General features: G+C 33.0%; 16 protein-coding genes and 1 pseudogene. 5 read left to right on the top strand and 12 right to left on the bottom strand.

Annotation, left to right across the window (positions count from 1 at the left end):
* Positions 1-274 precede the first annotated feature (274 nt).
* The 8 genes from ACNO7W_RS15530 to ACNO7W_RS15565 form a co-directional block, all read right to left on the bottom strand.
* Positions 275-1,147: a neutral zinc metallopeptidase gene (locus ACNO7W_RS15530; RefSeq protein ID WP_417938811.1), complete on the bottom strand. Its 873-nt coding sequence runs from the start codon at positions 1,145-1,147 to the stop codon at positions 275-277.
* A gap of 77 nt (positions 1,148-1,224) precedes the next feature.
* On the bottom strand, positions 1,225-1,590 hold the full coding sequence (locus ACNO7W_RS15535) for a response regulator (protein ID WP_417938812.1): 366 nt from the start codon (positions 1,588-1,590) through the stop codon (positions 1,225-1,227).
* A gap of 78 nt (positions 1,591-1,668) precedes the next feature.
* Positions 1,669-2,439: a hypothetical protein gene (locus tag ACNO7W_RS15540; RefSeq protein WP_417938813.1), complete on the bottom strand. Its 771-nt coding sequence runs from the start codon at positions 2,437-2,439 to the stop codon at positions 1,669-1,671.
* Between the two features lie 36 nt (positions 2,440-2,475).
* Positions 2,476-3,213, bottom strand: a complete 738-nt coding sequence (locus tag ACNO7W_RS15545; RefSeq protein ID WP_143386588.1) for a nitroreductase family protein — start codon at positions 3,211-3,213, stop codon at positions 2,476-2,478.
* On the bottom strand, positions 3,204-4,532 hold the full coding sequence (locus tag ACNO7W_RS15550; RefSeq protein WP_417938814.1) for an aldehyde dehydrogenase: 1,329 nt from the start codon (positions 4,530-4,532) through the stop codon (positions 3,204-3,206). Before ACNO7W_RS15550 ends, ACNO7W_RS15545 begins: the two co-directional genes overlap by 10 nt.
* A gap of 75 nt (positions 4,533-4,607) precedes the next feature.
* The gene (locus ACNO7W_RS15555; RefSeq protein WP_417938815.1) at positions 4,608-5,303 is read right to left on the bottom strand and encodes an RluA family pseudouridine synthase; all 696 of its coding nucleotides are present in this window, start codon (positions 5,301-5,303) and stop codon (positions 4,608-4,610) included.
* Between the two features lie 55 nt (positions 5,304-5,358).
* A complete protein-coding gene (gene panB, locus ACNO7W_RS15560; protein WP_143386585.1) occupies positions 5,359-6,177 on the bottom strand; it encodes a 3-methyl-2-oxobutanoate hydroxymethyltransferase in 819 nt (272 codons plus the stop codon).
* Between the two features lie 133 nt (positions 6,178-6,310).
* On the bottom strand, positions 6,311-8,776 hold the full coding sequence (locus tag ACNO7W_RS15565; protein ID WP_417938816.1) for a glycoside hydrolase family 3 N-terminal domain-containing protein: 2,466 nt from the start codon (positions 8,774-8,776) through the stop codon (positions 6,311-6,313).
* Between the two features lie 156 nt (positions 8,777-8,932).
* On the opposite strand from ACNO7W_RS15565, the gene ACNO7W_RS15570 reads away from it, so the two are divergent.
* The 4 genes from ACNO7W_RS15570 to ACNO7W_RS15585 all read left to right on the top strand — a co-directional run bounded on the left by ACNO7W_RS15570 (position 8,933) and on the right by ACNO7W_RS15585 (position 13,748).
* Positions 8,933-9,679: an NrtR DNA-binding winged helix domain-containing protein gene (locus tag ACNO7W_RS15570; RefSeq protein WP_417938817.1), complete on the top strand. Its 747-nt coding sequence runs from the start codon at positions 8,933-8,935 to the stop codon at positions 9,677-9,679.
* 198 nt (positions 9,680-9,877) lie between these two features.
* Positions 9,878-10,990, top strand: coding sequence for an ATP-binding protein (locus tag ACNO7W_RS15575; protein ID WP_417938818.1), 1,113 nt, complete (start codon positions 9,878-9,880; stop codon positions 10,988-10,990).
* Complete coding sequence (locus ACNO7W_RS15580) at positions 10,983-11,669, top strand: response regulator (protein WP_417938819.1); 687 nt, start codon at positions 10,983-10,985, stop codon at positions 11,667-11,669. Before ACNO7W_RS15575 ends, ACNO7W_RS15580 begins: the two co-directional genes overlap by 8 nt.
* 144 nt (positions 11,670-11,813) lie before the next feature.
* Complete coding sequence (locus tag ACNO7W_RS15585) at positions 11,814-13,748, top strand: KUP/HAK/KT family potassium transporter (protein ID WP_417938820.1); 1,935 nt, start codon at positions 11,814-11,816, stop codon at positions 13,746-13,748.
* A 123-nt stretch (positions 13,749-13,871) separates the two neighbouring features.
* On the opposite strand, the gene ACNO7W_RS15590 is transcribed toward ACNO7W_RS15585, so the two are convergent.
* Both ACNO7W_RS15590 and ACNO7W_RS15595 read right to left on the bottom strand, forming a co-directional pair.
* The gene (locus ACNO7W_RS15590; RefSeq protein WP_185963093.1) at positions 13,872-14,042 is read right to left on the bottom strand and encodes a hypothetical protein; all 171 of its coding nucleotides are present in this window, start codon (positions 14,040-14,042) and stop codon (positions 13,872-13,874) included.
* 56 nt (positions 14,043-14,098) lie between these two features.
* Positions 14,099-15,526, bottom strand: a complete 1,428-nt coding sequence (locus ACNO7W_RS15595) for an L-serine ammonia-lyase (RefSeq protein WP_417938821.1) — start codon at positions 15,524-15,526, stop codon at positions 14,099-14,101.
* A 234-nt stretch (positions 15,527-15,760) separates the two neighbouring features.
* On the opposite strand from ACNO7W_RS15595, the pseudogene ACNO7W_RS15600 reads away from it, so the two are divergent.
* Positions 15,761-16,027: pseudogene (locus ACNO7W_RS15600) on the top strand (hypothetical protein); the annotation flags it as partial.
* A gap of 20 nt (positions 16,028-16,047) precedes the next feature.
* On the opposite strand, the gene ACNO7W_RS15605 reads toward ACNO7W_RS15600, so the two are convergent.
* Together ACNO7W_RS15605 and ACNO7W_RS15610 are read right to left on the bottom strand one after the other, a co-directional pair.
* Positions 16,048-16,515 carry a DUF417 family protein gene (locus tag ACNO7W_RS15605; RefSeq protein WP_143386579.1) on the bottom strand — a complete coding sequence of 156 codons (468 nt, stop codon included), beginning with the start codon at positions 16,513-16,515 and terminating at the stop codon, positions 16,048-16,050.
* 193 nt (positions 16,516-16,708) lie between these two features.
* Positions 16,709-17,980 carry an NRAMP family divalent metal transporter gene (locus ACNO7W_RS15610; RefSeq protein WP_417938822.1) on the bottom strand — a complete coding sequence of 424 codons (1,272 nt, stop codon included), beginning with the start codon at positions 17,978-17,980 and terminating at the stop codon, positions 16,709-16,711.
* Positions 17,981-18,173: the final 193 nt, after the last annotated feature.

Below are 18,173 nucleotides of genomic sequence, written 5' to 3' on the forward strand. Positions count from 1 at the left end.
CAATATAAAGTTAATAAAATTTACAATGAAAAATAAACCCATTTTAGGATTAAGAATTAATGTAAATTTATATCAGGATTAATAACAAAAAGTGTAAACTTTTTTCAGGACGAGACATATTATAAAAAAGTTAGCCACAAATTTCACTAATTAATTCGAGTAAATTAGTGAAATTCGTGGCTGAAATTTCGTCTAAATATTTATGTTCATACGGTAGGTTTCATATCCGATTTTTTTATGTAACTAATGTCCTGAAATATTCTAAAATAAAGTTTTATTGTATTTCTTCAAATGTATTACCTTGTTTGATATCGCCGGTTTGATATCCTTTCATAAACCAATATTTACGTTGTTCTGAAGTACCATGAGTAAATGATTCCGGAACAATATGTCCTTGTATTTTTGATTGTATGGCATCATCACCCACAGCATGTGCTGCACTTAAAGCTTCATCAAGATCACCTTCTTCTAATATATCGTTCATTTTTTGATTGTAATGTGTCCAAACCCCAGCATAAAAATCAGCTTGTAATTCTAAGGCTACAGATAATTTATTGGCTTCGGCTTCACTTTTACCTTCTTGCATCTGTCTCATTTTACTGGAAGTCCCTAATAGCGTTTGTACATGGTGACCTATCTCGTGAGCAATTACATAAGCGGTAGCAAAATCACCTCCTTGAGCGCCAAATTTTGTCTTTAGTTCTTCAAAAAAAGCCAAGTCCATATACACTTTTTGATCGCTTGGGCAATAAAAAGGTCCTGAAGCAGATGTTGCATTTCCACAAGCAGTTTCCACTGCATCGCTAAACAATACCAAATTTGGTTTTTTATATTGCATATTATTTTCTTGGAAAATGGTTGACCAGACATCTTCATTATCTGCAAGAATGGTTTTTACAAATTGTTGCTCTTCTATTTCTTTGGCAGTTAAGTCCCTTTGTTCGGCAGAAGCACTTTGTCCTTGATTCATTTGTTCTAATATTGGAGTAAGCATTTGGGCATTCTCTCCACCAAAAAGATTTAATAACAAGATAATAATACCAATAATTCCACCAATAATTCCACCTCCTACAATTGTTTTTCCTCCAGATGACATTCCTCTTCTGTCCTCCATATTTTCACTTTGACGTCTGCCCATCCATTTCATAATTGTCTTATTTTTAGTAGTTATTAAACAATGAATTTACACAAAATTAATAATTTTAAACACTAAACATCCTTTTTTTAAAGGTGGTAGTTGGTCCATTTAGAAAGTGTTTCTTCAATAATTCCTTTTATTATTGGTTTTGAGATGTAATCATTCATCCCGGCCTCAATGCATTTGTCTTTTTCTTCTTTTTCAGTACCTGCAGTTATTGCAATAATAGGAATATTTTGACCAGTTTTTAAGTTACGAATCTCTTTAGTTGCTTCATATCCATTCATTATTGGCATCTGGATGTCCATTAAAATAATATCAGGATTTAGGATTTCAAATTGATCAACAGCATCTTTGCCATTTGGTATTTCAGAAATTGTAGCATCTGAATATAAATTTTTGAGGATTGTTTTAAGTAATAACATATTGACTTTATTATCCTCAACAATCATTATTTTTTCAAAAAAAAACACAACTAAAAATATTTTAATTGTGTTTTATAAAAAAGTATATTCCAGATTTAGAGCGATTTATTCAAACTCATTTTCAGAATCGATTCCAATAATTGCAACATAAATGGCATAATACATGGAATACATAAACGGAATTGTAAAAAATATTCCGATGCAACATCCTATGAATCCTACCATTGACGCTATTATGGATACAATAACTAGTCCTAAAAGGACTAAGGGTTGTTTTGATACGATTATCATACTAGATTTTATGGCATCAAAAGCTTTTAAATCACCAAAAATAATAAGAGGAATTGTTAGGAAAGTAAAAAAAGAAACTGTCATGCTAATCAATGATCCAACTATTTTAATTTCGGTATAATCGACCAATGCTGATAAACCGGTACTAAATAATGAAATTAGTAGTGTAGCGATAACCAGTTCCTTAAAATAAGGGGCTTTGTAATATTCTAAAATAGTTGAAACATGAAATTCCTCATCTTTTTCACCACAATGTGCCATTTTAATTAATCCGGCAGGGAAAGGACTTAAAAGACAAGATAGCACTATCGCACCTATTATGTAGACTAACATAAATGCGCTTGAAAAATTTTCGTTTTTTAAATTTTCTAATGATTTTTCGTTTAATACGGAAACTCCAAAAGTAAAAATTACTATTCCAGCTATTAGAATGCCTATTAGTATTGAGAAAACAAAAATCATTAAACCTGCATATAAGGCAATTTTTTTATAGTTTTCAAAGGCATGATTAAACACATTTCCAAAATCTAATTGATATCCATTATTCTTTATTTCTTCTATCTTTTCTTTAGTAGTTTTAATCATTTAGTTTCTTTGTTTTATTGGGTGAATTGAATGTATTTATATTTTAAAATAGACATCTTCAAAAGGAATTCTAAAACGTTCTCCATAAACGCCTTGTTCCTCCCGAAGACCGCATCCTATAATCATATTTATTTCGGATGAAGCAGGTAAATGTAATATTTTTTTTATTCTTAACGAATCAAAACCTTCCATAGGACAAGTGTCATAGTTTATTGCAGCCATGCTAATCATAAAATTTTGAGCTGCAAGTCCGGCACTTTTATGGGCAACAATGCGCATATCACTTTGTCTGGCTTCTCTGTAAATGGGTTTGAATAATCCTATAATTTGAAAAGCAATAAATTTGATCATTCCAAAGATTCCCAGGAAATCAAAGTAAAGCGTAGGAATGATTTTTTGATAATAATTTAAAGCAAATTTTTCTCTTTTTGAGTATGAAGATTCAGGTTTGTCTCCATAGAGTGATTTTAAGTAGTCAATATTTGATTGCACTCTTTTTCTCCATAAATCTTTTCTGGCCACAACAATAACCATTTGTTGTGCTGTTTTTGCTGCATTTTGATCAAAACTTGCCGCAGTTAATTTTTGTATAGTTTCAGGAGATACAATATGATAAAATTCCCAAAGCTGCATATTACTGCTTGTAGCAGCAAGTGTTGCTAATTCAATACATTCTGTTACTTTTTGCGCATCAATGGGTTCGTTTTTAAAAACCCGAACGGACCGTCGGTATTTAATGGCCTCACTTACCGATTTTTCATTGGTTACAACCATTTTAATAATTTTTTAATTGTTTTTAATTTATCATTGTAAGGGGCATAACGCATAGGTAAATCCAACCAATTTGCTTTTTTTACGATTCCTTTTTTATGCGAAAAAGTATCAAAACTCAAGCGGCCATGATACGCGCCTATGCCACTATGGCCAACACCTCCAAATGGAAGCCTTTTGTTAGCAAAATGGACTACGGTATCATTGATACAGCCCCCTCCAAAAGAATATTTGTATATGATTTTTTGTGCAAAGGAATGATTTTCAGTAAAAACATATAAAGCTAGAGGTTTCTCGTATTTAGAGATGATACCATTTATTTCGGCCTCATTTTCATAGGAAAGAATAGGGAGTAAAGGGCCGAAAATCTCTTCTTTCATAATCAGACTATCAGTACCGGATTCATCGATAAGCGTAGGAGCGATGTAGCAATTTTCAATTTCTGTTTGGCCTCCAAAAATAACTTTGTCTTCCTCAATCATATTGACTAATCGCAGCCAGTTTTTTTGATTTATAATTCGGGCATAATCGGGTGATAGTTTAGGATTTTCACCGTATGCTTTGGTGATTTCCAGTTTCATGAATTCCAAGAAATGACTTTTCATGTTTTTTTGAATCAAAATATAATCCGGTGCAATGCAAGTTTGACCAGCGTTTATAAATTTTCCCCAAACGATTCTTTTGGCTGCTAGTTTTAAATTGGCAGTTTCATCAATAATACAAGGGTTTTTTCCTCCAAGTTCCAATGTTACGGGCGTTAAGTTTTCGGCAGCCGCTTTTGCAACAATTTTGCCTACCGGAACACTTCCCGTAAAAAAGATATAATCCCAACGTTGTGAAAGCAGGTTCTGGGTGATTTCAACTCCGCCTTCTATAACTTCAACATGATTGTTGTGAAATGTTCGTTCAATAATTTTTGTAATTATTTCGGATGTTTTTGGTGTTAGTTCAGAAGGTTTTAGGACCACTTGATTCCCGGCAGCAACTGCTGAAATTAAAGGACAAAGAGCCAGTTGAAACGGATAGTTCCAAGGTGCTATAATTAATACTTTGCCGTAAGGTTCTTTGTAAATATAATCGGTGGAAGGGAAATTGAGAATGGAAGGAAATACCTTTTTTGGTTTAGCCCATTTATGTAAATTCTTTATAGTGTCTTTTAATTCAGAAATAACATAATAGGTTTCTGTGAGTACCGCTTCAAAAGCCGGTTTCCTGAAATCATCGTATAAAGCCTGAATAATTTCATTTTCATGAGTAATAATTACATTCAGTAACTTTATTAAAGTTTCTTTTCTAAATCCTATAGTAGTTTTGTAATTCATTAGGCACGCACAATTTATTTAGTGCTATGCAAGTTAATTTTTATAATTTACATAATGAATTATTCTTTAAAAAAATTATAGTGCGTCCCAGATGGAATCAGATGGAGTAGGAGCAGTTATGGTTAAGGCTTCTTTTGTAACAGGATGGATGAATGTTAATTTTCGGGCGTGTAAATGAATGCCGCCATCAGGATTACTGCGGTCAAAACCGTATTTTAAATCCCCTTTTATAGGCGAACCTATGGCAGAAAGTTGTGCTCTTATTTGATGATGCCTTCCAGTATGAAGATTAATTTCTAATGCAAAATAGTTATTGAGTTCCTTGAATATTTTATAATCTAAACTGGCTAATTTACTTTCTGGAACTTCTTTAATATGTGCTTTTGAAGTGTTGTTTTTTTCGTTTCTTTTTATATAATGAACGAGCTTATCTTCCTCTTTTGAAGGTTTGTTTTTGACTATTGCCCAATATGTTTTTTGAGTTTCACGATTGCTGAACAATTCATTCATTCTGGTCAAAGCCTTGCTTGTTCTGGCAAAAACGACAATGCCTGTTGTAGGTCGGTCTAAACGATGTACCACTCCAAGGAATACTTCACCGGGTTTATTATATTTATCTTTGATATATTCTTTGACAACCTCGCTCAAAGGTTTATCTCCGGTTTTATCGCCTTGCACAATATCACCTACACGTTTATTGACAACAATTAGGTGGTTGTCTTCGTGAAGAATTTGTAGATTATTTTTATTGGAAACTATTTTGTTAGACACTTTTTAGGCTTTTTTTGTAAACTGAATACTGCTACTGAACACTAAATACTAAATACTAATATTGCTCATTAGCATTAGGAAAATCACTTGATTTCACATCAGCAACATATTGACTGATTGCAGTTGTCATTCCTTCATATAAATTCATGTATCTTCTCAAGAAACGCGGACTGAATTCATTGTTCATTCCAAGCATATCGTGAATAACCAAAACTTGTCCGTCAACGCCGCCACCAGCACCAATACCAATAACTGGAATCGAAATACTTTGCGCCACTTTCTCGGCTAAATGTGCCGGAATTTTTTCAACAACCAAGGCAAAACAACCTAGTTTTTCAAGCAATTTGGCATCTTCCATTAATTTATGCGCTTCTTCCTCTTCTTTGGCACGAACCGTATAGGTTCCAAATTTATAGATAGATTGCGGGGTTAAACCCAAATGTCCCATAACCGGAATTCCTGCGTTTAATATTTTCTTGATAGAATCTTTAATTTCTTTTCCGCCTTCCAGTTTTACGGCATGTCCACCGCTTTCCTTCATAATTCTGATGGCAGAACGCAACGCTTCTTTTGGGTCTGATTGGTAACTTCCAAAAGGTAAATCAACCACAACCAAGGCTCTTTCTATCGCTCTAACTACAGAAGAAGCGTGGTATATCATTTGGTCCAAAGTAATGGGTAAAGTCGTTTCGTGTCCAGCCATTACATTCGAAGCCGAATCACCAACAAGGATTACATCGATTCCAGCAGTATCAACAATTTTAGCCATCGTATAATCATAAGCGGTCAGCATGGAAATTTTCTCTCCATTGGCTTTCATTTCAATTAATGACTTTGTTGTAATTCTTTTGTAATCTTTTTTTGCTACAGACATGGATTGTTACTTTTTGCCACAATTTTAGGTGACAGGTTATAAAATGTAAAAGTAGTAAAACAAATTCTTTAGAAACAAAAAAATGGATCCGAAAAATCGAACCCATTTTTGAGTAATTCTTATAAATAGTATACTAATGCTTCAAATCAGTGAATTCTGAGTCAGCCGCAAACGCTGAATTTATTTTTTCAACAATTTTTTCTTTTGCTAAAGTAAAATTTGCTGTTTGCTTAATATTTAATGATGATGTTCCAATTGCTACTTTATAAGAACCTGCTTCGGCAATCCAAGCTTTTTTGTTTGGAATAAATGAAGCCAAATCTTTTGGATTTAGTGTCAATACAATCGTTTGACTTTCTCCAGGTTGTAATAAATTAGTTTTACCAAAAGCTTTTAGTTCTTCTGTTGGTTTATCAATTGTTTTTGCAGGAGCAGAAAGATATAGTTCTACTACTTCTTTACCTGCTATTTTACCGGTATTTTTTACGGTTACGGTAACATTCATTTTGTCTGCAAATGCGCTTGAACTCAATTTTAAATTAGATACATCAAATGTAGTATAAGATAATCCGTAACCAAATTCGTAAGATGGTTTTACATGGAATGTATTGAAGTAACGGTACCCAACATAAATTCCTTCTTCATAAGTCACACTTGTAGGATTTTCAGCAGGTGTTCCAATCCAGTTTTTAGCTGATGGTGTATCTTCATATTTTACTGGGAAAGTCATTGTTAATTTTCCAGAAGGAGTTACTTTTCCAGAGAAAACATCCGCAACAGAATTTCCACCTTCTTGACCCGGTTGCCAAGGTAAAAGTATAGCATCTACTTTATCTTTCCAGCTTGCCGTTTCGATTACACCACCAATGTTTAAAACTACAACCACTTTTTTGCCTTGAGCATGAAAAGCTGCTGAAACAACATTGATTAAGTTGATTTCATCTTGAGCCAAATTAAAATCTTCATCTACTTTACGGTCATCACCTTCACCAGCATTTCTGCCAATTGTGATTAATGCCAATTCAGAAGTATTTGCTTTATTTTTAATAACTTCTTGGTTTAATTCTAATTCAGGAAGCCTTTTTGGAGTTGCCAATAAACCTTCTTTTTCACGTCTTTTTGTTTCAATCTCTTTTTGAGCAGCCATAAAAGGCTTGTATAATCCTTCTAATTCGGTATCAATAGAAAATCCGGAGTTGGTTAATCCTTCAATTAATGAAACAGAATAGGCTTCGTTAACATCACCACTACCAGTTCCGCCAGAGATAAAATCATAAGAGGTTACACCAAAAACGGCTAACGGAGCTGATTTTGAAGTAAAAGGCAATACATTGTTATTGTTTTTTAATAAAACAACCCCTTCTGCAGCAGCTTGTCTTGTAACTTCTGCATTTTCTTTTAAGTTTGGTTTGTTAGAATATTTGTAATTACTCATTGCCGGAGATCTCATTACTAATTCAAGGACTCTTCTTAAATTGATATTGATTTCTTCTTTAGATAATTTTCCGCTTTTTATATTTTCAACAATTGCATTTTGTTGTGCAGGTAAACCTGGCATCAATAAATCATTTCCTGCTGTAAGTTGTTTGGCAACATCACTAACAACGTCTTTAGCCATAATGGCTCCAAATCCATTATAACCTCCAAACCAGTCTGTCATCACTAATCCTTTAAAACCCCATTCATCACGAAGTACAGTAGTTAATAAATCTTTACGTGCTGATGTGTAAGTACCATTTAATAAGTTATAAGACGACATTACCGTCCATGGCTGTGATTCTTTAACTGTAATTTCAAATCCTCTAAGGTATATTTCGCGTAACGCTCTTTCGCTAACATGTGCATTAACACCCATTCTGTTTCTTTCCTGATTATTGGCAGCAAAGTGTTTTATTGAAGTTCCTACACCATTAGATTGTACACCATTTACCATTGCAGCTGCAATTTTTCCTGCTATTAATGGATCTTCAGAATAGTATTCAAAATTTCTTCCACATAATGGGTTTCTGTGAATATTCATTCCCGGGCCTAATAAAACATCTACTCCATATTCTTTTACCTCATTACCCATTGCTTTACCAACAGTATTGATAAGTGCTACATTCCAAGTAGAAGCTAATGCTGTTCCCACAGGGAATGCGGTAGCATAATACGTATTCGAATCCTCTTCTCTAATGGATTTGATACGTAAACCAGCAGGACCATCTGATACAATTACTGAAGGAATTCCTAAACGGGAAATGGCTGTTGTTCCTCCTGCAGAACCAGGAACTTTTGCGGTATCTTTTCCAGCAGTAAACTGCATTTTAGCCCAGTCAAAACCAGGCATTCCAATTCCAATAAGCATACTCGCTTTTTCGTCATCAGTCATCTGATTGATTAAATCTTGGATTCTGTCTTGAATAGAAAGACGGTAATCTTCGTATCGGTCTAACTTTCCATTTTTATTTAAATCAGAAAAGGTAAAACCATTAAGGGTAATTATTGGATTAATTTTAGTCTCTTTTATTTCTGGGTTTTTTGCCCAAGAAATTCCAGAAATGAGTAGCGCTGAAAGAAGCGAAGTCTTTGCGATTTTTGAAATTGAATTGTTTTTCATTTGGTTTATTTAGTAAATAGTTTTTTATTGCTTCATTATGAAGCAATATTAATTATTTTTTTTAATATTTGCAAAAAAAGCAGTTTATATTTTGATTATCAGTTTTTAAAGTAAAAATTATAATCTATTTCATATTTTTGCAATCAATTTATAACAATGGGATTTAATAAAATAATAGAGGAAAAATCAGCTGAAGCTTGGGATAAATACATTCCAAATTTATCCGTGGATTGTGTCGTTTTTGGATTTCACGACACCACCTTAAAAGTATTGGTTACAAGACTAAAGGAGGTAGATCTTTGGGCTCTTCCCGGAGGTTATGTTTTAAAAACAGAAAATCTTAAAGAGGCGGCCAATAGAATTTTATTTAATAGAACGGGTGCAGAAAATATTTATTTACAAGAATTTAAAGTTTTTAGTGATTTAAATCGATCTGATGGAATTTTTGATAAGTTTCCGGACACGCTATGGAACAAACAGCGATTTCTATCCGTTGGATTTTATGCCTTAGTCGATTTTCATCATGTAAATTTAGTTATGGATGATTTTTCTGATGCGTGCGAATGGAAATCTATTGAAGAATTACCAGATTTTATGATGGATCACCGCAGTATTTTTGACAAAGCTTTGATTACACTTAGAAAACAGTTGAATCACAAACCCATTGGATATAATTTATTACCAGAAAAATTCACCATGCCTGAACTTCAAAAATTGTATGAAATTATTTTAGCAAAGAAACTAAATCGCGGCAATTTTTACAGAAAAATGTTGCGTTATGATATACTTCAAAAACTGGATGAAAGCAGAAAAGGCGGTGCACACAAAGCTCCAGATTTGTATAAATTTGATATAGAAAAATACCAATTAGCGCTCAAAAATGGATTGAATGAAGGTTGGTAATAGTTTTTAAATTGCTAAATGAGTGAATTTATATTTTCATTATTGACGATGAAGAAAAATTACGCTTTCTTCTTGCTAGAATCGTTTTAGGAAATCAGCAAAAGAGATCTTTATAAAATCTTTATGTCTTGTTCAGATATATTATAAAATACTTACAACATATCATTTAACTTTGTAGTGTTAATAAGAAAGATAGTTGTGAAAAGTATTTTAAACCAAATAAAAAGAGAAAACCAATACCTGATATGTGTATTGTCTGTAAGCATAGTTGCTTCACTATGTTTGTTCACCAGAGATTATTTGGATTATAAAATTGTAGGTTATTTATTGTTGGTTGTAGTTTCTTTATTAGCTACATTTTTAGATATTTTGCCCGTATTATTGAGTGCTATTTTAAGTGCTTTAGTCCTGAATTTTTTGTTCATAGAACCATATTATACTTTTCATATTAGCAGTGCGGAAGATTCTTTATTATTGTTTTTGTTCTTTCTGATTGCACTTATTAATGGAGTTTTAACCCATAAAATTAGAAAAGCCGAAAAAATATTGCAAATAAAAGAAGTCAGGGTAAATACAATGAAGTTGTACAATGCTTTATTAGATTCATTATCACATGAATTACGCACGCCTATTTCTACAATTATGGGTTCAATTGATACGATACAAAGTAAAACGTTAACTATTTCTGAGGAAAATAAACAAAAATTATATTCAGAAATCGAAAAAGCATCTTTACGACTAAATCATCAAGTGGAGAATTTATTGAATATGTCAAGATTAGAATCGGGGGTAATACAACCAAAAATGGATTGGTGTGATTTAAAAGAATTGGTTTATAATGTTTTAGATAGTTTGAAAGATGATTTGCATTTTCATAAAATTGCAGTTGTTGCCGATGAAAACTTACCCCTTTTCAAGTTGGATTATGGTTTGACGGAACAAATTATTTACAATTTGGTTTTTAATGCCTCACAATACACTCCAAAAGGTGCTAAAATTGAAATCAAAGTTGAATATAATGCAGCTGTCGACTTTGAATATAATCCAGATAAATTGATGCCCTGTGTAATCACCATTTCCGATGATGGAAACGGTTTTCCAGAAGCCGAAATTGATAAAGTCTTTGATAAATTTTACAGATTGCAAAATTTAAAAACGGGAGGAACTGGATTAGGATTATCTATCGTAAAAGGTTTTGTTGAAGCCCAAAATGGTAAAATTACCTTAGAAAATAAAGAAGAAGGTGGTTCAGTTTTTAAAATATATTTCCCAGCATTAGTAATAAATACAGCAGCCATTTCAAATGAATAATTCAGCCGAAATATTAATCATAGACGATGAAATCCAAATTAGGAAATTACTTGAAATCGCATTAGATTCAAATGGATATAAAACTGTTTTCGCTGTAAATGGAAAGGAGGGTATATCCCTTGCAGCAAATCATCAACCGGATTTAATCATCTTGGATTTAGGTTTGCCAGACGAAGATGGACAGATTGTTTTAAAAAGATTGAGAGAATGGTATAAAAAGCCCATCCTAATTTTAACTGTAAAAAATACCGAAGAAGAAATTGTAAAAGCGCTTGATAATGGTGCCAACGATTATTTAGCAAAACCATTCAGAACCCAAGAATTATTGGCTAGAATTCGCACCGCTTTAAGAAATTTAAGCCAAAATGAAAATGAACCAATAATAGAGTTTGGAGAAATTTCGATTGATTTTACTTCTAGAATTGTCAAGTTAAAAAATGAAATCCTAAAATTAACAACCACTGAATATAATTTGCTTTCTATTTTGGTAAAAAATGAAGGCAGAGTACTCACGCATCAGTATTTACTCAAACAAGTTTGGGGCAACAGCTATTCTGATCAAACCCAATACTTGCGTGTTTTTGTGGCTCAACTTCGCAAAAAAATAGAAGAAGACCCAAACCGACCTAAATATATCATCACAGAATCTGGAGTAGGTTATCGCTTTAACACCAGTTAATATTCACTACTTAAAGTAATCAGCTTTAAGCAATAATCAAAAAAATAATAAAAATGCATCACTATTGTATGTTAAAAACATCACGATAAGAATTTCTATTGTCTAATAATTAATACGTACTACAATCTAAAAATTAAATTTAAAATGAATAAATCAACGATTCAAAAAGTCAGTGCCGCATCACTTCTGGTTGCACTAGGAATTATTTATGGCGACATAGGAACGAGTCCTCTGTATGTAATGAAAGCCATTATCGGACAAAGAGAAATATCAGAATTACTTGTTTATGGCGGTATTTCTTGTGTTTTTTGGACTCTTACATTTCAAACGACCTTCAAGTATATTTTATTGACACTTTCGGCGGATAATCATGGTGAAGGTGGCGTTTTCTCTCTTTATGCACTTGTAAAACGTTTTGGAAAAGGAAAATTAGTTATTCCCACAATACTTGGTGCAACAACACTTTTGGCAGATGGAATTATTACGCCTCCTATTTCTGTAGCTTCAGCAGTAGAAGGTTTAAGAGATGTGGTTCCCAATATTCCAACGATACCAATTGTAATTGTAATTTTATCAGGACTGTTCTTTTTTCAACGATTTGGAACGCAAAAAGTAGGTTTCTTTTTTGGACCGGCTATGGTAATTTGGTTTTCGATGCTTTTTGTATTAGGATTTGTTCAAATATTAGAACATCCAGCTATTTTAACTGCTTTAAACCCCATGTATGCGTATGAATTATTAGTAGAATATCCACATGGATTTTGGTTATTGGGAGCTGTTTTTTTGTGTACAACGGGTGCAGAGGCGTTGTATTCAGATTTAGGACATTGCGGAAAAAAGAATATCAGAATTACATGGATTTTTGTTAAAATCGCATTGATTGTGAATTATTTAGGTCAAGCCGCATGGCTTATGAATCAAGGAAATACGCTTCTTGACGGAAGAAATCCTTTTTATACCATTATGCCGCAATGGTTTTTATTTCCAGGTGTAATCATTGCCACTTTTGCAGCCATTATTGCATCTCAAGCTTTGATAAGCGGTTCTTATACGTTAATAAATGAAGCGATGTCTCTCAACTTTTGGCCACGAGTAGCCATGAGAAATCCAACAAATTTAAAGGGCCAAATTTACATTCCATCGGTGAATACAATTCTTTGGGTAGGCTGTATTTTGATGATTTTATATTTTAAAAATTCCTCAAATATGGAAGCGGCTTATGGTTTTTCCGTAACTATTGCCATGCTTATGACAACTGTTCTTTTAAATTATTATTTGATTTATATAAGAAAAATGAATAGAATTTTGATAGCCTTAATTATTACAATTTTTGTTGTTGTTGAAATCGCATTTTTCATTGCTAATATTGTAAAAATCAAAGAACGTTGGATGTTCTTGTTCTTTGAACTTTTTATTTTCTTGACCATGTATGCTTGGTTTTTTGCAAGAAAAATCAATAATAAATTTCTAAAGTTCACTAATTTAGCTGAGCATACGCAACAACTGGAGGAATTGAGTAATGATATCAGTATTTCAAAGTATTCAACCCATTTAATTTATCTGTCTAAGGCAGATAGAAATTATGAAGTTGAAGAAAAGATACTGAAATCTATATTTTCCAAAAAGCCAAAAAGAGCTGATGTGTATTGGTTTTTTCACATCAACAGAACCAATGATCCTTTTACCTTAAATTATGAAGTTATTGAGTTATTGGATGATAAGGTCATCAAAATTGTGCTGAATATTGGTTTCAGAATTCAACCCAAAGTGGAATTATATTTTAAGAAAATTGTTCAAGATTTGGTCCAAAACAAAGAATTGAACTTACACATTCGTCCAGATGGTTCTACAAAATACAATGCTGAACCCGATTTTAAATTTATTATTTTAGAAAAATTTTTATCTGTCGAAAATGAGTTTACAGTTAAAGACAGTCTTTTATTAAATTCTTACTACATGTTGAAAAACTGGTCACTTTCGGACACAAGAGCATTTGGATTGAATAAAAGTGATGTTGAAATTGAGGAGGTCCCTTTTGTATATCAACCTATTCTAAAATTGGAATTGAAAAGGAAGTAAATTCCAGTATTCAGTCGCAGTTTGCAGTATCCAGATTATTAAATATCTGAATCGCAAACTGCGACTGATCAATTTTTTTGCAGTCTGAAATATTCACGGCAATCACTAATCCATGAATACAATTTAATAGTCATCATTATCCAAGTCAGACTTCTCTTCATTTGCTTTTTTATAATCATTATTTAAAAAATTGGTATACTCTTTTTTATCCTTCTGATTTTTTTTAATAAGAAATACGATCAAAATAACTACACAAACGGCTACAATACCCACTATTATCCAATTGATTTCCATTGCTTTTATTTTAAATTAACGATACTATTTTTAAGTTTTGGATAAAAATGAACCGCTTAACAATCCGCCATATTCACTGCAATGGCTAAACCACCTTCGGAAGTTTCTTTGTATTTATTGTTCATGTCTTTGGCGGTTTGCCACATGGTATCCACCACTTTGTCTAAAGGTACTTTTGCGTTTTTTGGGTCAGTTTCTAAGGCTAGTTCAGCCGCATTAATGGCTTTTATGGCACCCATCGTATTTCTTTCGATACACGGAATCTGGACTAATCCTCCAATTGGGTCACAAGTCATTCCCAAATGATGTTCCATGGCAATTTCGGCAGCCATTAAAACCTGCTCCGGAGTTCCGCCCATTAATTCACACAAAGCAGCAGCAGCCATTGATGACGAAACGCCAATTTCTGCCTGACAACCGCCCATTGCAGCAGAAATAGTAGACCCTTTTTTGAAAATACTTCCTATTTCGCTGGCTACCATCAGGAATTGTTTGATTTCTTTTTCTCCCGCATCATGGTTTTCGATAACTAAATAATACATTAATACAGATGGAATTACGCCCGCACTTCCGTTTGTTGGAGCAGTAACCACACGCCCTAAAGCGGCATTAACTTCATTTACGGCCAAGGCAAAACAGCTCACCCATTTTAATATTTGACGGAATTTCACTTCGGTCATTCTGATTTGTTCTAACCAAGTTTGTGGCGAATTATAGTTTGCTAAGCCAATGAGGTTTTGGTGCATATCAAACGCACGACGGCGGACATGTAATCCTCCGGGTAAAATTCCTTCAGAATGACAACCGATATACATGCATTCCAACATGGTATTCCAAATGCGCATTAATTCATGATGAATTTTTTCTTCGGAACGCATTGACTTTTCATTCTCATAAACGATTTCAGAAATCTTCTTATTCTCTTTTGTGCAGTAGTCCAAAAGTTCAGTAGCCTTATCGATTGGGAAAGGAAAAGCACATTTTATAGCAATTTTTTTCTTGGCATTGATGCGTTCTTCTTTCACTACAAATCCACCGCCAATGGAGTAGAAGGTAGAAATATATTCTTTATCATCAGTTGTATAAACTGTAAAAGTCAAACCATTAGCATGAAAAGGAAGGAAGTTTTTATTGAAAATAATGTCTTCTGAAAAATGGAAAGGAATTTGGTTTTCATTCCCAAAATTGATTTCATTTTTATCCTTGATTGATTTTATAATTCCATCGATACTTGAAACTGGAATATATTCAGGATCCTGTCCGCTTAAACCCAGCACAATCGCCAAATCAGTTGCGTGGCCTTTGCCTGTAAGCGAAAGGGAACCGTATAAATCAATTTTTACTCTGTTTACAGTATGAATTAAGTTTTCGTTTCGCAATTCTCCAAGAAAACGTTCCGCTGCACGCCAAGGCCCAAGTGTATGCGAACTCGAAGGTCCGATACCAATTTTAAGCATATCAAAAACAGAGATACATTCTTCCATATTTATAGTAGGTTTTATTTAATGCAAATATAATCGAATGTAATAACGATTGAGACTTAAAGAGGATAAATGATGGATATTTAATAAAATTTCTATTGGATTTTAATTATTCTTTAACAGATTATGATTTTTTTCATTTCTATGGCCAGTTCATTAAAATAGCAAATCATAACAAATTGATTAAAGTTAAAACAGAATACAAAAGATATTTAAATAATTTAATATGCTGCGCCCAATGTTATGGAAGATCATCCCGAAAAATGTACTAAATGTGGAATGGATTTAGTTAAAGCTGAAAATGTTACTAAAACCGATTGCCCAATGTGCAAAGAAAAAACTACAATGAAAGATGGTAAATGCATTAAATGTGGTAAGCAAATTACAGAATACGAAGAGAATGGACTTTCTAAAAAAGAATATGTTTGTATGTGTTGGCAAGATGAAAGTAAAACAACGGGGAAATGCTCAAAATGTGGCGCTAAAATGGAAGAGATGAAATAAATTGATCTTAATTTATTAAATTATATTTCTGTGTTTGCAAGTTCTTTGTCATCATAATACTTCACATTGTATTTCCCACCTACGACAAGTGCTCCGGCTATAAGAACTAGATTTTTAATAATGTATTGCCCCGCCATTGTAGGACAATAGGGAAAAGCATCAAAACAAATTCTAGGTAAGATGAATAGAGGGAAAAAAGTAACTGCCATATGTAGCAACAGTAAAATAATTGTAAAAGGAATAAAACGTTTTATAAGTAATCCTAGTCCTATAATTACTTCAGCTAAACCAAGAATAGGGATGAATATTTCAGGGCGGAACCAATAAACCGTCTTTTCAACGAGTTCTTCTGCAGGGCTCATTCCTATAACTTTTAAAGTTCCAAACCAAATAAAAACAATGGCAATAGCGATTCGCATAATGTCTATGCTATGCTTTTCCATTTGTTTACTAAAATGAAAATAAAAAGAATGGAAAACTTGGTTCATGCGAAAGGGTTATTATAATTATCTAATTCAATCAGTTTTCAGAAAGCAAATTTATCAATTTAAACGGATATCGAATTTGCAATTTATGTTCGTAAAGAAAGGAAAAAAAAATAGAACAGAAATTGTAATTTTCTTATTTGTTGTGATTTTTTTGGAGTAATGCAATGAAGAATTGAAAAGCATAAATTTATTTCTAATTATCAGTTACTTGCAGGTAAATTAAAGTGAGTGCTGCAGTTGTCATAATAAGAAATGCCGTAATCCCAAGAATATTTGCGGTTCTCCCGTTTGTATATTCTCCCATCACATTTTTGTTGTTTGAAATATGAAGAATAATAGCAATTAATACAGGTGCGGTCAAGCCATAAAGAATTGCAGTATATAGCAGTGCTTTTATTGGTGAAATACCAATATAATTTAAGGATAAACCTAATATCAGTGAAATCGCAATAACAATATAAAATGCTTTTGCTTCATGAAATTTTTTGTCTAGCCCCTGTTCCCAACCAAAAGTTTCGGTGATAATATAAGAAAGGGAGCCGCTTAAAACGGGAATAGCCAAAAGGCCTGTACCAATAACCCCAATTGCAAAAAGAAGGTATGCGGAATTACCTGCTAATGGTTTTAATGCCATTGCCGCTTGCTCCACAGTTTCAATTTGATGAATTCCACTTTTAAATAAAACGGTTCCGGTGGTAAGAATAATAAAAAACATGACCAAACCAGAAAAGGACATCCCAAAATCGACATCTTCTTTCATCTCATTAATTATTTTTTTATTTACCATTAAATGCTTTTTCTTGTGTTTCATTTCTTCCACTTCCATAGATGCTTGCCAAAAGAACAAATAAGGTGAAATGGTCGTCCCAAGGATACCAACAAGAATGCCGATGTACTCTTTATTGAATTGTATGGTAGGAATAAATGTTGCCTTGAGTATTTCAGTTAAATCCTGTTCATATAAGAAGGGAACTATTAGATACACCAAAAGAACTACGCAGAGGTATTTAAGAGTTGAAGCAATTTTTTGATAAGGTAAATACACAATTAATACGAGCAGAATGATTGTGAAAACAACACTGAAAAAAGTGGCTTCGATAGCTGGGAATAATAGATTGCCTACTGCACCCATTCCTGCAATATCAGCACCAATGTTCATTATGATAGCGGGGAAACTAAAGAGTAACATTAGATACAAAACAGATCTTGGATAATTTTTTTTAAGTGTTCCTGTTAAACCTTGCGAAGTGACCAAACCAATTCTGGCACACATTTGTTGAATCGAAGCCATTAAAGGAAAAGCAATAAGTGCGGTCCATAATGTTGAAAGTCCAAATGCAGCACCTGCCTGAGAATAAGTAGCAATTCCGGAAGGATCGTCGTCACTGGCGCCAGTTATTAAACCGGGTCCTAGGAGTTTCCAAAAACGCATAAACTTGGTTAATATTCTTTTCTTGGCAACCATTTTTTAACTGCTTTTGAGTTAGTAACTGATAACACAATTGTGATTCGTAAAAGTACAACTATACCATTTATTTTCAATGAATTTTCATCCAATATTCATTTAATCAGTAGTTTAAATTAGTTTTTATTCGTAACTCTATTTATGTTGTTTTACGTTCTATCTTATTTTTGGTTAGGTATAAAATTTACGAAAA

It is taken from the genome of Flavobacterium sp. ZB4R12, assembly GCF_048276375.1.
Classification (GTDB): Bacteria; Bacteroidota; Bacteroidia; order Flavobacteriales; family Flavobacteriaceae; genus Flavobacterium; species Flavobacterium gawalongense.

What these genes read in the sequence shown, in the direction of transcription:
- ACNO7W_RS15530 (WP_417938811.1), bottom strand. Translation starts at nt 1,147, where the DNA reads ATGAAATGGATGGGCAGACGTCAAAGTGAAAATATGGAGGACAGAAGA.
- ACNO7W_RS15535 (WP_417938812.1), bottom strand. Translation starts at nt 1,590, where the DNA reads ATGATTGTTGAGGATAATAAAGTCAATATGTTATTACTTAAAACAATC.
- ACNO7W_RS15540 (WP_417938813.1), bottom strand. Translation starts at nt 2,439, where the DNA reads ATGATTAAAACTACTAAAGAAAAGATAGAAGAAATAAAGAATAATGGA.
- ACNO7W_RS15545 (WP_143386588.1), bottom strand. Translation starts at nt 3,213, where the DNA reads ATGGTTGTAACCAATGAAAAATCGGTAAGTGAGGCCATTAAATACCGA.
- ACNO7W_RS15550 (WP_417938814.1), bottom strand. Translation starts at nt 4,532, where the DNA reads ATGAATTACAAAACTACTATAGGATTTAGAAAAGAAACTTTAATAAAG.
- panB (WP_143386585.1), bottom strand. Translation starts at nt 6,177, where the DNA reads ATGTCTGTAGCAAAAAAAGATTACAAAAGAATTACAACAAAGTCATTA.
- ACNO7W_RS15565 (WP_417938816.1), bottom strand. Translation starts at nt 8,776, where the DNA reads ATGAAAAACAATTCAATTTCAAAAATCGCAAAGACTTCGCTTCTTTCA.
- ACNO7W_RS15570 (WP_417938817.1), top strand. Translation starts at nt 8,933, where the DNA reads ATGGGATTTAATAAAATAATAGAGGAAAAATCAGCTGAAGCTTGGGAT.
- ACNO7W_RS15580 (WP_417938819.1), top strand. Translation starts at nt 10,983, where the DNA reads ATGAATAATTCAGCCGAAATATTAATCATAGACGATGAAATCCAAATT.
- ACNO7W_RS15585 (WP_417938820.1), top strand. Translation starts at nt 11,814, where the DNA reads ATGAATAAATCAACGATTCAAAAAGTCAGTGCCGCATCACTTCTGGTT.
- ACNO7W_RS15590 (WP_185963093.1), bottom strand. Translation starts at nt 14,042, where the DNA reads ATGGAAATCAATTGGATAATAGTGGGTATTGTAGCCGTTTGTGTAGTT.
- ACNO7W_RS15595 (WP_417938821.1), bottom strand. Translation starts at nt 15,526, where the DNA reads ATGGAAGAATGTATCTCTGTTTTTGATATGCTTAAAATTGGTATCGGA.
- ACNO7W_RS15605 (WP_143386579.1), bottom strand. Translation starts at nt 16,515, where the DNA reads ATGAACCAAGTTTTCCATTCTTTTTATTTTCATTTTAGTAAACAAATG.
- ACNO7W_RS15610 (WP_417938822.1), bottom strand. Translation starts at nt 17,980, where the DNA reads ATGGTTGCCAAGAAAAGAATATTAACCAAGTTTATGCGTTTTTGGAAA.